The organism is Tomitella fengzijianii, assembly GCF_007559025.1.
Lineage (GTDB): Bacteria > Actinomycetota > Actinomycetes > Mycobacteriales > Mycobacteriaceae > Tomitella > Tomitella fengzijianii.
Genome location: NZ_CP041765.1, coordinates 2,942,157 through 2,956,420, shown reverse-complemented (window position 1 = coordinate 2,956,420; position 14,264 = coordinate 2,942,157). Strand labels below are relative to the sequence as shown.

The 14,264-nt window shown below is 69.3% G+C and carries 14 protein-coding genes; 8 read left to right on the top strand and 6 right to left on the bottom strand.

What is annotated here, in order from left to right; translation table 11 throughout:
• Positions 1 to 71: 71 nt before the first annotated feature.
• Positions 72 to 446 (top strand): DoxX family protein, encoded by a 375-nt coding sequence (locus tag FO059_RS13505; RefSeq protein ID WP_143909520.1) that lies wholly within the window; start codon positions 72 to 74, stop codon positions 444 to 446.
• 49 nt (positions 447 to 495) lie between these two features.
• Here the strand turns inward: FO059_RS13505 and FO059_RS13500 are convergent, their stop codons facing one another.
• A complete protein-coding gene (locus FO059_RS13500) occupies positions 496 to 912 on the bottom strand; it encodes an SSI family serine proteinase inhibitor (protein WP_143909518.1) in 417 nt (138 codons plus the stop codon).
• A gap of 153 nt (positions 913 to 1,065) precedes the next feature.
• The gene (locus FO059_RS13495; protein ID WP_233266730.1) at positions 1,066 to 2,580 is read right to left on the bottom strand and encodes an NAD(P)/FAD-dependent oxidoreductase; all 1,515 of its coding nucleotides are present in this window, start codon (positions 2,578 to 2,580) and stop codon (positions 1,066 to 1,068) included.
• 308 nt (positions 2,581 to 2,888) lie between these two features.
• Between FO059_RS13495 and FO059_RS13490 the strand changes: the two genes are divergently transcribed.
• Positions 2,889 to 3,794 carry a LysR family transcriptional regulator gene (locus FO059_RS13490; RefSeq protein WP_143909514.1) on the top strand — a complete coding sequence of 302 codons (906 nt, stop codon included), beginning with the start codon at positions 2,889 to 2,891 and terminating at the stop codon, positions 3,792 to 3,794.
• 47 nt (positions 3,795 to 3,841) lie between these two features.
• Here the strand turns inward: FO059_RS13490 and FO059_RS13485 are convergent, their stop codons facing one another.
• From FO059_RS13485 to nadE, 3 genes are read right to left on the bottom strand one after another with little or no spacing between them, the layout of a single operon-like run.
• Positions 3,842 to 4,492: a potassium channel family protein gene (locus tag FO059_RS13485; protein WP_199256997.1), complete on the bottom strand. Its 651-nt coding sequence runs from the start codon at positions 4,490 to 4,492 to the stop codon at positions 3,842 to 3,844.
• A gap of 19 nt (positions 4,493 to 4,511) precedes the next feature.
• Positions 4,512 to 5,873, bottom strand: coding sequence for a TrkH family potassium uptake protein (locus FO059_RS13480; RefSeq protein ID WP_233266729.1), 1,362 nt, complete (start codon positions 5,871 to 5,873; stop codon positions 4,512 to 4,514).
• Between the two features lie 50 nt (positions 5,874 to 5,923).
• Entirely contained in the window at positions 5,924 to 6,814 is an 891-nt protein-coding gene (gene nadE / locus FO059_RS13475; protein ID WP_143909512.1) for an ammonia-dependent NAD(+) synthetase, read from the bottom strand.
• Positions 6,815 to 6,999: 185 nt separating this feature from the next.
• Between nadE and FO059_RS13470 the strand changes: the two genes are divergently transcribed.
• Positions 7,000 to 7,566 (top strand): nucleosidase, encoded by a 567-nt coding sequence (locus tag FO059_RS13470; RefSeq protein WP_143910762.1) that lies wholly within the window; start codon positions 7,000 to 7,002, stop codon positions 7,564 to 7,566.
• Positions 7,567 to 7,599: 33 nt separating this feature from the next.
• On the top strand, positions 7,600 to 8,745 hold the full coding sequence (locus tag FO059_RS13465) for a hypothetical protein (protein ID WP_143909510.1): 1,146 nt from the start codon (positions 7,600 to 7,602) through the stop codon (positions 8,743 to 8,745).
• 99 nt (positions 8,746 to 8,844) lie between these two features.
• Here the strand turns inward: FO059_RS13465 and FO059_RS13460 are convergent, their stop codons facing one another.
• A complete protein-coding gene (locus FO059_RS13460) occupies positions 8,845 to 9,693 on the bottom strand; it encodes an alpha/beta hydrolase (RefSeq protein WP_143909508.1) in 849 nt (282 codons plus the stop codon).
• A gap of 482 nt (positions 9,694 to 10,175) precedes the next feature.
• On the opposite strand from FO059_RS13460, the gene nrdH reads away from it, so the two are divergent.
• The 4 genes from nrdH to nrdF all read left to right on the top strand — a co-directional run bounded on the left by nrdH (position 10,176) and on the right by nrdF (position 14,254).
• Entirely contained in the window at positions 10,176 to 10,409 is a 234-nt protein-coding gene (gene nrdH / locus FO059_RS13455) for a glutaredoxin-like protein NrdH (protein ID WP_143909506.1), read from the top strand.
• Between the two features lie 85 nt (positions 10,410 to 10,494).
• Positions 10,495 to 10,968: a class Ib ribonucleoside-diphosphate reductase assembly flavoprotein NrdI gene (nrdI, locus tag FO059_RS13450; protein WP_143909504.1), complete on the top strand. Its 474-nt coding sequence runs from the start codon at positions 10,495 to 10,497 to the stop codon at positions 10,966 to 10,968.
• Complete coding sequence (gene nrdE, locus FO059_RS13445) at positions 10,911 to 13,097, top strand: class 1b ribonucleoside-diphosphate reductase subunit alpha (protein ID WP_143909502.1); 2,187 nt, start codon at positions 10,911 to 10,913, stop codon at positions 13,095 to 13,097. Before nrdI ends, nrdE begins: the two co-directional genes overlap by 58 nt.
• A gap of 152 nt (positions 13,098 to 13,249) precedes the next feature.
• Positions 13,250 to 14,254: a class 1b ribonucleoside-diphosphate reductase subunit beta gene (gene nrdF / locus FO059_RS13440; RefSeq protein WP_143909500.1), complete on the top strand. Its 1,005-nt coding sequence runs from the start codon at positions 13,250 to 13,252 to the stop codon at positions 14,252 to 14,254.
• Positions 14,255 to 14,264: the final 10 nt, after the last annotated feature.

The window sequence follows — 14,264 nt, the reverse complement described above, 5'->3', positions numbered from 1 at the left end:
CCGGCGAAGGCCGCCTCGTCTCACCTTGGACAGCATCATTGGACAGCATCTTCGTGAGCGGGAGCGGAACCATGAATATCGCACTCTGGATCGTCGCCGGTGTCTTCGCGGCCGGATTCATCGCCGGCGGCATCATCAAGCTCGTCTCGCCGTACGAGAAGTACGCCGCCAAGCTGCACTGGCCCCAGGACTTCACCCCCGGCAACGTGAAGTTCATGGGGGGCATCGAGCTCCTCGGCGGGCTCGGCCTGATCCTCCCGGGGGCGCTGAGCATCGCGCCGGTCCTCGTGCCGGTGGCCGCCTCGGGGATGGCCCTGTACATGGCCGGTGCCGTCACTGAGCGGATCCGGCGGGCCGAGTACAAGGAGATCCTGGGCGACCTGCTCTTCCTCGCGGGGATGATCGTCGTGGCGTGGGGCCGGTTCGGGCAATCCGCGTTCGATTGACCCGTCGGCCCGTCCCTCCCGACCACGTGGCCGGGAGGAGACCCGGCGCTCAGAAGCCGAACACGCCGCCCGACCCGGCCGAGGCGACGCAGGCGTTGCCGTAGGTGTTCGAGAAGTTCACCACGTGGGCTCCGTTCCCGTCGAACCACATGCCCAACGCGCTCGCGGGAGTCGGCATGTAGTTCAGCGGGCAGGCCACGTTCGCTTGGGCGGACAGCGCGTTGAAGTCGCCGCCGGCGGCGCGGATCGAATCGCAGGCCTTCGCCGCGTCCGGGTGCGTGCCGGCATCAGGCGAGCACGTCAGCCCGGCCACGTCGGTGCCGCTGGTGAGCAGGAACGCCCCGAACCCGCCGGGCGAATCCGCGACGGAACCGCCGGGCGCGGCCGCGGCGACTCCCGCGAACGCGCCGACGCTCAATGCCGCCGCGCCTGCGGTGCCGATGACGGTCCTGGTGATGGTGTGCATGAAGGCCTCTCGGGTCGGGACGGGAATCGTCTGCCCACTACATCGCGCTTGGAGGTGAGCGGGTTAGCCGCCTTGCTGTGACCTGCGTCGGACGCGCCTCGGGGCCGACACTTCGCGTGTCGGCCCCGAGGGCGGTGAAGGCGGTCTCCGCGGTTACGGAGTCGAGGGCGCCGGCGTCCGCCGCTCGGCCCGCTCGCGCCGCCAGGCCTCGGACTCTTCGGCATGCTCCGCCGTGATCGTCGCCGGTGCCGCGACGGCGGCCCGCGTCTGCTCGGCCGGCCCGGCGTCGTTGGCACTCTCGACGGCCCCCACCTGGCCCGCAGGCTCCGCCGCGGCGGCACCGGGCGCCGGAGTGCGCTGCTGCGAGTAGTGGAAGTGCGGGCGGTGGCGGCCCAGGAACGAGCCCATCCAGGACATCACGGCCACGTAGCGGTTGCGGAAGCCCACCATGTACATCAGGTGCACGGCGAGCCACAGCACCCAGGCGACGAAGCCGGTCAATTCGATCCGGCCGATCCTGGTGATCGCCCGGAACCGGTTGATGATGGCCATCGACCCCTTGTCGCGGTACTTGAACGGGGTGCCGGCGTCGCGCTTGCCCGAAGCGATGGCCGCGGCATGCCGCCCGCCCTGCATCGCCGCGGGCGACTGCCCGGGCAGGCCGTTCAGCGAGATCATGTCGCCGACGGCGAAGATGTCGGCGCGCCCGCCCACGGTGAGGTCGTCGTTGACCAGCAGGCGGCCGGCGCGGTCCGCCTCGCATCCGGTGCGCTCGGCCAGCACGTGGGCGAAGTCGTTGGCCCGCACGCCCGCCGACCAGATGATGGTCTCGGCGGTGACGCGCCGCTCCTCGCCGGTCTTCGCGTCCTTGAGGGTCGCGCCGTGCGCGTCGATGTCGGTGACGAAGGTGCCGAGCACCACGTCCACGCCGTCCTTCTCGAGCGACTCGGCCACGTACTCGCTCAGTTTGCCGCCGAACGGGGGCAGGGCCTTGTCCGCGCCTTCGACGATCTTGACCGTGACGTCCTCGGGCTCGAGGTCGTGCAGCGAGGTGGCGAAGTAGCGCTGCGCGAGCTCCTTGATCTGGCCGCCCAGCTCCACGCCGGTGGCGCCCGCGCCGATCACGAGGAATGTGAGCAGGTTGCGGCGCCGCTCGGGATCCGTGGTGGTGTGGGCCTCCTCGAAGCAGCGGAGGATCTGATGGCGCAGGCGCTCGGCATCGTCGATGGTCTTGAGCGCGAAGGTCACGTCGGCGAAATGATCGTTGCCGAAGTAGGCCTGGCGGGCACCGGTCGCCGCGATGAGCGTGGTGTAGCTGAGGCGCAGCTGTTCGCCGCCGGCCTCGTAGGTCACCTCGCGCCGATCGGCGTCCACATCCACCACCCGGCCCAGGCGGACGTCGGCCGTCGGGTACTTGGCCAGGACCGCACGGATGGGCGGGGCGATCTCGCCGGGCGAGAGGACGCCGGTCGCGACTTGGTAGAGCAGCGGCTGGAAGAGATGCTCGGTGGTCTCCGAGATGAGCACGAAGGGGGTCTTGGCCTTGGCGAGCTTCTTCGCGGCGGCCAGAGCGCCGAAACCGGAACCGACGATGACCACCTCTGTGCGCTCGACACCCGCGTCCTCGTGTGCGGGGCTCTTCGCGCCCGGCGCAACCTGTGTCGTCACGGCGACCTCCATCTCCTCTGTGCGTTGTCGGATCTCGACGCGGGCGGAGTACCGGCGGCGTGGCCCGTACCGGGTTTTGGTTCCGGTGACCTGAACTACGCCGACGGGGGAGTGACCTCCACCCGTTGACACCGACCGTATTGGCGTGACCGGCGGTGCACCACCGATCCGGAGATATCGGCAGACTCCTATCTCGATCGGTCATAAGTCGCCTGAACAACAGCGCGTGGAGGAGCCGGGTCCGGGCCGCGTACGCGCCTCGGGTCCCGGCGACACGGGGGCAGACCGTGCCTCCCTATTCTGGGTGCATGGACTTCCGGCAGCTGCGCTACTTCACCGCGGTCGGGGAGCTCAGGAGCTTCTCGCAGGCGGCGGAGCGCTGCTTCATCTCCCAATCGGCCATCAGCCATCAGATCGCCAAGCTGGAGCAGGACCTCGGTGTGAAGCTGTTCGACCGCTCCACCCGCAACGTGGAACTGACGGCGGCGGGGGAGCGCCTCATGCCGGTGGCCGCGGAGGCGCTGGCCGTCGAGGCGAAGTCGCGGGAGGTGGTCCGCGAGCCGCGCAACAGGATCCGCATGACCGCGAACATGAGCTTCGCCGCGCAGAGCCTCGAGGCCATCGCCGCTGTGCGCGAGACGCACCCGAATCTCGACATCGAGTTCGTCCTCCGGGATTTCGCGGACAGGATGGCGGCCGTCACCAGCGGTGACGCGGACGTCGCGTTGATCCGGGGCGAGGTGGACCGCCCGGGCCTGCAGTCGGTGAGCCTGGGGACGCAGGACCTGCTGGTGGCGATGTCGCGGCGGCACCCCTTGGCGCGGTCCGGCACGGTCGACCTGAGCGCGCTGGGCGACTATCCGCTCCTGCTGCCGGCCCGGCACAGCCAGGTGCTGATCCACCAGGTGGTGGAGCGGGCCTTCCGGGAGATCGGCCGGAAGGTGCAGCTGGGCCCGCCGATCCCCGCCGATCACACCGCGTCGTTGGAGGTCATCACCCGGCCTCGCGCGTGGACGGTGCTGTACGCGGACGCGGCGGGGGGCCACGCTGTCGCGGGGCTGCGCCTGCTGCATGAGACCGAGCACCGCCTCCGGGTTCCGGTGCGCGCGGTGCTCAGCCCCGCGCTGCGGCGGTCGGTCGAGTTCCACGATCTGATCGCCGCGCTGCGCAGAAGCAACGACGCGGCGGGCGACGGCGGCGCGGGCCGGGGCTGACGGCGCAGGCCGGGTCTGAGGGCTTGGTTCGGGTGGAGTCGCACGGCTCAGCTCAGTTCCGCGAACTCCTCGACCTTCCTGGTGCGACCCGCGACGATGAGCAGGTCCTCCGGCCGGATCACGGTGTCCACGGACGCGTGCGTGAACTCCTCGCCCCGGTGCTTGACGGCCACCACGGTGATCCCGAACCGGCGGCGCGAGTCGCTCTCGAGCAGCGTCCGGCCGGCGAGGACCGCGGGCGCCGTCGTCTTCACCATCGCGTAGTCCTCTTCGAAGGCGACGAAATCGAGCATCCTTCCGGTGACCAGGTGCGCCACGCGCTCGCCCATGTCGTGTTCGGGCAGAACCACGTGGTGCGCGCCGACGCGCTCGAGGATCCGCCCGTGCTGCCGGCTGGTGGCCTTCGCCCAGATATGGGGTATGCCGAAATCGGCGAGCGCCGAGGTGGTGAGGATGCTGGCCTCGAGGTCGGTGCCGATCCCCACCACCGCCCTGCGGAACTCGGGCACGCCGAGCTGTTCGAGCGCCTGGGGGTCGGTGGTGTCGGCGACGGCGGCGTGCGTCAGGGTCTCGCTCACCTGCTGCACCAGCGCCGCGTCGGCGTCGATGCCGAGCACCTCGGTGCCGCGCTTCTCGAGCTCCTCCGCCAGCGACCTGCCGAACCGGCCGAGGCCGACCACGGTCACCGGTGCGGTCATGCGTGTCGTGCGGTGTGAATCAGCCAACGATCGGTCGCTCCTCGGGTAGTTCGTAGCGGCGTCCGCGTTCGCGGAGCGCCAGTGCCGACGCGAAGGTGATCGGGCCGAGCCGGCCGACGAACATGAGTCCGATCAATATCAATTGTGCGCCGTCGGGCAGGTCTGCGGTGATGCCGGTGGTCAGTCCGACGGTGGCGAAGGCGGAGGTCGCCTCGAAGAGCACTTCGTTGAGGTTGTACGGCGTGATCAGCATCAGCGCCACGGCGGACGCGAACACGGCGCCGACGCCGAGCAATGCCACCGAGACGGCCTGGCGCTGCACGCTGCCCGCGAGGCGGCGGCCCATCACGTGCACGGTGGGCTCGCCGCGGGCCTCCGTGATGATGACGAACGCCAGCAGGGCGAAGGTCGTCACCTTGATGCCGCCGGCCGTGCCCGCGCTGCCGCCGCCGATGAACATCATCACGTCGGTGATGAGGAGGGTGGCCGGGTGCATCGCGCCGACGTCGACGGCGTTGAAACCGGCCGTGCGGGGCGAGATCGCGCTGAAGGCGCCGGCGAGCAGGGACCCGGGGGAGTCGAGCGGTCCCAGGGTGCGCGGGTTGCTCCATTCGATCCCGGTGATCGCGATGATCCCGATCAACGCGATCAGACCATAGGTGATCAGCGTGATCTTGGTGTGCAGCGACCAGTGCGGACGGTGGGGTTCGCGGCGCAGCCGCCGGCGGGCGGCGCGGATCACCTCGATGACGACGGGGAATCCGAGACCGCCGACGATGATCGCCGCGCTGATCGGCGCGATGATCCACGGATCCGCCGCGAAGCGCGTGAGGCTGTCCGACCACAGCGCGAATCCGGCGTTGTTGTAGGCCGACACCGCATGGAAGACCCCGAGGTACGCGGCCCGGCCGATCGGCTCGTCGTAGTGCAGCGCGAATCGCAGCGTGAGCAGCGCCGCGACGACGACCTCGACGGTGATGCTGAGCCGGATCACGCCCAGGACCACCCGGCGACTGTCTCCGAGCCATGTCGCCTTCGTCTCCGTCTGTGCAGCGAGCCGCATCCTCAGACCTATGCGGCGGGCGACGAGCAGCCCCAGCAGCGACGCGAGCGCCATGATGCCGAGTCCGCCGATTTGGATGAGGGTGACGATCACGACCTCGCCGAAGGTCGACCAATATCCGGCCGTGTCCACCACCACCAGGCCTGTGACGCATACCGCCGACGTGGCGGTGAACAGTGCGGTCAACGGCGCGGCGGCGGTTCCGTCCGCGGTTGCGACCGGCAACATCAGAAGCAGGGTGCCGACGACGACCGCGCCGGCGAATCCCAGTACGACGAAACGCGCCGGGTGCTGCGCGCCGAGCGCTCTGCGAGTCACGCGATGACGCTACATCCGCGGCGGCCGTCCGGAGGTGCGCAATACGGTGATCACCGCCACCATGTGTCGAGGGGGCTCGCCGGCATGGCGCGCTTGTGCCGGCTGATCGTGTACAGATGCTCGATGCGCGCGGCCGCGGCGTCGTCGACCGCGCGGCCTTCCAGATAGTCGTCGATCGCGCGGTAGGTGACGCCCAGCGCCTCTTCGTCGGGCAGGGCGGGGCGGTCGTCCTCGAGGTCGGCCGTGGGCACCTTCTCCCACGTCTGCGGGGGCGCGCTCAGCTCACGCAGCAGCGCCGCGCCCTGGCGCTTGGTCAGGCCGGTCAGCGGCGTCAGGTCCACGGCCCCGTCGCCGAACTTCGTGTAGAAGCCGGTGACTGCCTCGGCGGCGTGGTCGGTGCCCACCACCAGCAGGCCGCGCTGCCCGGCGAGCGCGTACTGGGCGACCATGCGTATCCGGGCCTTGACGTTGCCGCGCACGAAGTCCCGCAGCCCAGCCGGCCGTGCCGCGGAACCGTCCGCCGTCGTGTGCAGCGCCTCCGCCGTCGCATCCGACACGGCGTCCGCGCCGGCCTTGATGTTGACCGTCACCGCCTCGTCCGGCGCGATGAACCGCAGCGCCGTCTGCGCGTCGTTCTCGTCCGCCTGCGTGCCGTAGGGGAGGCGCACGGCGACGAAGCGGGCGTCGCGCACGGCTCCACCCCGCGTGCCGCCCGCCAAGCCCTCGCCGCGCAGGCGCTCCGCCGCCAGCTGGCAAAGGCGTCCCGCGAGAGTGCTGTCCTGTCCGCCGCTGATGCCCAGGACGAAGCCGTGCGCGGGTGTCGACCGCAGGTACTCGGCGAGGAAACCGACGCGCGCCTCGATCTCCGCGGCCGGATCGATCTCGGGGCGCACACCCAGTTCGCGTGCGATCGTCTGCTGAAGTTCGTTCGCGCGGTCCATGTGGTGGACTGTAATGCGGGCGGTGGACAGTGTGCGGTCGGCGGCGCCGGGCCCAGGCCGGACGCATGCGGCGATGGGGCACGACGATGGCGGACGGTGAAGCGGCGATGGCGGACGGTGAGGCGGCGATGGTGAGCGGGGCGACTGGAAACGGTGCGGTCGTGGGGGTCCCGGACCGGCGGCGGATGCTGGTGGTCTCGGCGACGGCGTCCGAGGCCGCCCACCTGCCGGACGGGGTCGAGACACTGATCTGCGGGATCGGCAAGGTCGACGCGGCGGCGGCGACGACGGCGGCGGTGCTGCGCGCCGTCGAGCGCACCGGCGCCGACGGACCGGGGGACATCACCGTCGTGAACGTCGGTACCGCCGGCGCGCTGCACGACGGGCATTCGGGGCTGTACATCCCGTCGGCGGTGACCAACCACGACATCAGCTCCGAGGCGCTGCGCGCGCTGGGGTATCCGCTGGTCGACCGCATCGCGCTGCCCGACGGCGACGGCAGCGTGCTGGCGACGGGCGACACGTTCGTCTCGGACCCGGCCGTCCGCGCCCGGCTCGCGCAGGACGCGGACCTGGTGGACATGGAGGGCTTCGCCGTCGCCCGCGCGTGCACGCTGTTGGGCACGCCGGTGCGGCTGGTCAAGTACGTCAGCGACGACGCGGACGAGTCGGCGATGGACTGGCTCGACCGGGTCGACCACTGCGCGCGGGAACTGGGCACGTGGGTGGCGGGGCGGCTCGGCGCCGTCTGAGCGATCTCGGACGTTCCGATAAAGTCAACGCCCATGAGTCGTGGGAGGAACGTCCTGGTCGCCGCGTCGGTCACGATGACGGCGGCGGTGGCTCTCGCGGGCTGCGGCTCCGCGGCGACGGAGACCTCGTCCTCGGCTGCCGCCGGCGAGTCCGTGGATGCGAGCGGGGCGCCCGCGACGGACCCTCTGTGCACGGTGGCGGGGGCGCTCGCCCGACTGCCCGCGCCGGATCCCGGAGACAGCGGGTATCTCACCACCGGCGATCTGGACGCGGCCACGGCGGCGGCCGGGGTGCAGCGTCCGGAGCGGGGCGATCCGGCGGCGGTGTCGGCCTGGCTGGAGGCGATCGGGGCGACGGGCGGCGGGGGCGGCGCAGGCGAGGGCCATGGCGTCTCCGCGCTCGCCCCCGCCGTGTTCTCCGTGCCCGCCGGGCAGCAGGCCGCGGTGGCGGACGAGATCGGCGTGGGCATCGCCGACGTGGGCTGCTTCGCCGCCGACACGGCGGAACGATCCCGGTTCGCGGTGGTCTCGGCGAGCGCCGAAAGGCCGATCGACCTTGCGGCGGCCGTCGGCGCCGCGGCGGGGGAGCAGAAGAACGGGATGTGGACGTTCGGCTCCGGCGAGGACGAAGCCGTGGACCCGAGCAGGTCCACGGCAGCGCGATGGAACGGTGCGCCGCTGCACCTGGCGATGCTCGGGGAGGACCTGGCGATCTCCACCTCGGCCGGGGAGCTGACCGCGCTTGCCGGAGGCGACGCCGCGACCGCCGCCGACGACACGGGTCGCGCCGCGGTGGCCTCGGCCCTCGACGCCCGGCGCGTCTACTCGGCGATGCTGCCGGGCCGCACCTCCGGCGATGCGCGTGCGATGCCCGCGGCCTTCGACGCGATGGGGGTGGGCCTGGCGCACTCCGGCGGCGCGCCGCGCCTGATCGTCGCCTACCACCAGGCGAGCGCGGCGGATGCGCAGCGCAATGCCGATGCGGTGGCCGACGTGCTGGCCGGGGACCCGCAGCTGGCCGGCCGGCTCGCGTTGGTGTCGGCGGACGTGGAGGGCACGGTGACGACCGCGGAGTTCCGTCTGACCGGCATGCCGGCTGCCTCGGTGTGGGCGCTGCCGATGAGGGGCGCGTCGATCGTCACCCACGCGGGAAGTCCTGGATTCGTCCGCACGAGGTAGCGCAGTCCGACGCCGCGGTCGCTCCGGCGTTTGGTGGACATCTGGCCGGAATCCGGCGGAAAACCAGCCGAAAGTCCACCAAACGCGGAGGGTCCGGCGTCACACCATGTGCGCGTCGATCCAGGCGGTCAGCTCGGCGAGCACCTTCTCGCGGTCGACCTCGTTGAAGATCTCGTGATACATGCCGTCGTAGACGGTGCGGTGCTTGTCCGTGGAAACGGCCTTCTCGAACAGCTCCTGCGAGCCCCGGGGCGGGGCGAGGGTGTCGAGCTCGCCGTGCAGGATCAGCAGCGGCAGCCGCAACTCGGGCGCGCGGCGCTGCACGGCGTCCACGGCCGTCATCAGTTCGGCCGCGGTGCGGGCGGGGAGCTTGCCGGAGAACACCAGCGGGTCCTGACGGTAGTCCTCGCCCACGGTGGGGTCATGGCTGAGCGCGTCCGACTCGACGGCGACCATCCCCATGGTGGGCACCGCCGCGGAGAGGGCGCGGGCGACCGCCTTGGTGACGGCGTTGGCCTGGTCCATGGCGGCGAGCGGGCCGCTGAGCACCAGCCCGGCCAGCCTGTCCTGGTTGTCGACGGCCCAGAGCGCCGAGGACAGGCCGCCCATGCTGTGCCCCACCATCACCACCGGCACGTCGGGTACCGCCGCCCGCGCACGGTCGAACGCGGTGCCGATGTCCGCGACGAGGTTGTCCATGCGGTCGATGAAGCTGCGCTTCCCGCCGGAGCGGCCGTGCCCGCGATGGTCGTGCGCGGCCACCGCGTAGCCGCGGGCGAGGAGGGCGTCGGCCACGTGGTCGTACCGGCCGCAGTGCTCGCCCATGCCGTGCACGAGGACGACGAGCCCCTTCGGCGGCGCCGCGGTGGGCGTCCAGCTGCGCCAGTACAGCTCCACCCCGCCGACGCCGGTGATGGTGCCCTCGTCTTCACGGACCGGTGTTGCCACGGGGACCCCTTCTCGCGTTCGGATGCAGCGATCTGCGGCCGGCCGTCGACGGCCGGCCGCAACCCCGATCCGGCGTGCGCGGAGGGGGCCGCCGCAGGCCAATCTAGTCGCTTCCGTGACGCTCCGGCGGCGAATCGCCGAGGCGCCCCGCGACACGCCGGACGGGGCCGCCGGTGCGGCGCCACGCGACCCTCCGACCAGCGAATATCATGCGTGTCACTCACAAGTTATGGGAAGTCTTGCAAAAGGCACCACTAGGTGTAGTGTCTAAGACGTCAGCAGGGCAACAGCGGTTCCGGTGGATCCGAGCCCCCGGAAAGTCCGGATTCCGGTTGCGAATCCGGCCGATCCACGTTAGTGGAGCGGGGTGCGAGGGCACTGAGGGACAGGCGCTCTCTCGGGGAAGGGAAGGCGCTCCCGCGCGGCTCGCCTGACACGTCGTAATCAGGGTGCAGTCACCGTCGAGAGAGGGTCAATACGAGATGAGCATCACCGTCTACACCAAGCCCGCCTGCGTCCAGTGCAACGCCACTTACAAGGCCCTCGACAAGGCGGGCCTCTCGTACGACGTCGTCGATATCTCCGAGGACGCCGACGCGCGTGACTACGTCATGGCGCTCGGGTATCTGCAGGCCCCCGTCGTGGTCGTCGGCGACTCCCACTGGTCCGGCTACCGCCCGGACCGCATCAAGGACCTCACCGCGATGGCCGCCTGATCGGGCGCCCACCCGGCCGGCGGCCGGGGAAGACTCCCGGTGGTCACCGGGGGCCGGTCATCGATTCGCGTCGTGGAGGTCCCCCATGCCGTCATTGGTCTACTTCTCCAGCGTTTCGGAGAACACGCACAGATTCATCGAGCGACTCGGTCTTCCCGCCGTGCGCATCCCACTGCACCTGCCGCCCGGCGGATTCCGGGTGGATGAGCCGTACGTGCTCGTCTGTCCCACCTACGGCGGCGGCACCACGGTCACGGGCCGCGACACGCGGTACGTGCCCAAGCAGGTCATCAAGTTCCTCAACGACATCCACAACCGGCAGCTGATCCGCGGGGTCATCGCCGCCGGCAACTCCAACTTCGGCGACTCGTTCTGCTCGGCAGGGGACGTGATCGCCTACAAATGCCAGGTTCCGTACCTGTACCGCTTCGAACTCATGGGCACCGCGGAAGACATCGAGCGCGTCCGCGCGGGCCTGCAACACTTCCAGGAGAGCGACCAGTGGCACCGACCATCACAGACGAGGCACCTGCAGGCGGCCGCGAGCGCATCGACGTGACCGTCGCCGGCGACGAGACCGAGCTCGATTACCACGCCCTCAACGCCATGCTCAACCTGTACGACGCGGACGGCCGCATCCAGTTCGACAAGGACAGGGCGGCCGCGCGGCAGTACTTCCTGCAGCACGTCAACCAGAACACCGTCTTCTTCCACAACATCGACGAGAAGCTCGACTACCTGGTGGAGAAGCACTACTACGATCCCGAGGTGCTCGACCGCTACGGGCGTGAGTTCGTCAAAGGCCTGTTCGACCGCGCGTACGCCAAGAAGTTCCGGTTCCCCACGTTCCTCGGCGCGTTCAAGTACTACACCTCGTACACGCTCAAGACGTTCGACGGCAAGCGCTACCTGGAGCGCTTCGAAGACCGCGTGTGCATGGTGGCGCTGAGCCTGGCCGACGGCGACACCGTACTGGCCGAGCAGCTCGTGGACGAGATCATCGACGGCCGCTTCCAGCCGGCGACCCCCACGTTCCTCAACGCCGGCAAGATGCAGCGCGGCGAGCCCGTGTCCTGCTTCCTGCTGCGCATCGAGGACAACATGGAGTCGATCGGGCGCTCGATCAACTCGGCGCTGCAGCTGTCCAAGCGCGGCGGCGGGGTGGCGCTGCTGCTGAGCAACATCCGCGAGCACGGCGCGCCGATCAAGAAGATCGAGAACCAGTCCTCGGGCGTCATCCCCGTGATGAAGCTGCTGGAGGACTCCTTCTCCTACGCCAACCAGCTGGGCGCGCGGCAGGGTGCGGGCGCGGTCTACCTGCAGGCGCACCACCCGGACATCTACCGGTTCCTCGACACCAAGCGCGAGAACGCCGACGAGAAGATCCGCATCAAGACGCTCTCGCTGGGTGTGGTCATCCCGGACATCACCTTCGAGCTGGCCAAGCGCAACGATGACATGTACCTGTTCTCTCCGTACGACGTGGAGCGGGTGTACGGCAAGCCGTTCGCGGACGTCAACATCACCGAGACGTACTACGAGATGGTGGACGACCAGCGCATCCGCAAGACCAAGATCAAGGCGCGCGAGTTCTTCCAGACGCTCGCCGAGCTGCAGTTCGAGTCCGGCTACCCCTACATCATGTTCGAGGACACGGTGAACCGGGCGAACCCGATCGCCGGCAAGGTCACGCACTCCAACCTGTGCTCGGAGATCCTGCAGGTGTCCACGCCGTCGCGGCTCAACGAAGACCTCACCTACGGGCAGGTGGGCAAGGACATCTCCTGCAACCTCGGCTCGCTGAACATCGCCAAGGCCATGGACTCGCCGGACTTCGCGAGCACCATCGAAGTGTCCATCCGCGCGCTCACCGCGGTGTCCGACCAGACGCACATCGACTCGGTGCCGTCGATCGAGCGCGGCAACAGCGAGTCGCACGCCATCGGGCTCGGCCAGATGAACCTGCACGGGTACCTGGCCCGCGAGCGGATCCACTACGGGTCCGACGAGGGCGTGGACTTCACCGACATGTACTTCTACACGGTGCTGTACCACGCGCTGCGCGCGTCGAACCGGCTGGCGATCGAGCGGGGCAGCCACTTCGCCGGATTCCCGGAGTCCAAGTACGCCAGCGGCGAGTTCTTCGACAAGTACACCGAGCGCGCGTGGGAGCCCGCGACCGAGCGGGTGCGGGAACTCTTCGACGGCGCCGGCATCGCCATCCCCACCCAGGACGACTGGCGCGAGCTCAAAGCGTCGGTGATGGCGCACGGCATCTACAACCAGAACCTGCAGGCCGTGCCGCCCACGGGGTCGATCTCCTACATCAACAACTCGACCAGCTCGATCCACCCGGTGGCCTCGGGCATCGAGATCCGCAAGGAGGGCAAGATCGGGCGCGTCTACTACCCGGCGCCCTACATGGACAACGACAACCTGGAGTACTTCCAGGACGCGTACGAGATCGGCTACGAGAAGATCATCGACACCTACGCGGCCGCGTCGCAGCACGTGGACCAGGGCCTGTCGCTGACCCTGTTCTTCAAGGACACCGCCACCACGCGCGACGTCAACCGGGCGCAGATCTACGCCTGGCGCAAGGGCATCAAGACGCTCTACTACATCCGCGTGCGGCAGATGGCCCTCGAGGGTACCGAGGTGGAAGGTTGCGTCAGCTGCATGTTGTGATGCTGCAGGTATGAAGGCGACCCGGGCCCGAGGTGGACACCTCGGGCCCGGACGACGAAGACGCGGCGATCCTTGTCCGCCGGCGTGAGAAGCAGGATATTCGACAGTATCGGCATCCGGTGCCCGGATACGAGAGGAATCGAGGAACCGACATGTCCGCACCCGCAGCGCACAGCCCGGCGGAGGGGCAGCGCGTCAAGCTGATCGACCGCGTCTCGGCGATCAACTGGAACCGCGTGCCCGACGAGAAGGACGCAGAGGTGTGGGACCGCCTCACCGGCAATTTCTGGCTTCCGGAGAAGGTGCCGGTGTCCAACGACATCCCGTCGTGGGCCACGCTGACCGAGTACGAGCAGCGGCTCACCACGCGGGTGTTCACGGGGCTGACGCTGCTGGACACAATCCAGGGCACGGTGGGCGCGGTGAGCCTGATCCCCGACGCGATCACCCCGCACGAGGAGGCGGTGTACACCAACATCGCATTCATGGAGTCGGTGCACGCGAAGAGCTACTCGACGATCTTCTCCACGCTGTGCTCCACCCCGCAGATCGACGAGGCGTTCCGCTGGTCGGAGGAGAACGAGAACCTGCAGAACAAGGCGCGCATCGTCCTCGACTACTACCGGGGTGACGATCCGCTCAAGCGCAAGGTCGCGTCCACGCTGCTCGAGTCGTTCCTGTTCTACTCGGGCTTCTACCTGCCCATGTACTGGTCGAGCCACGCCAAGCTCACCAACACCGCCGACGTGATCCGGCTGATCATCCGCGACGAGGCGGTGCACGGCTACTACATCGGCTACAAGTACCAGAAGGGTCTCGAGAAGCTCTCCGGGGCGGAGCGTGAGGACCTGAAGAACTACACCTTCGAGCTGCTCTTCGAGCTCTACGAGAACGAGGTCGAGTACACGCAGGACCTCTACGACGAGGTGGGGCTCACCGAGGACGTCAAGAAGTTCCTGCGCTACAACGCCAACAAGGCGCTGATGAACCTGGGCTACGAGGGACTCTTCCCCAAGGACGAGACCGACGTGAACCCGGCGATCCTCTCGGCGCTGTCGCCGAACGCCGACGAGAACCACGACTTCTTCTCCGGCTCCGGCTCGAGCTACGTCATCGGCAAGGCGGTCAACACCGAGGACGAGGACTGGGATTTCTAGATGCGGTGAT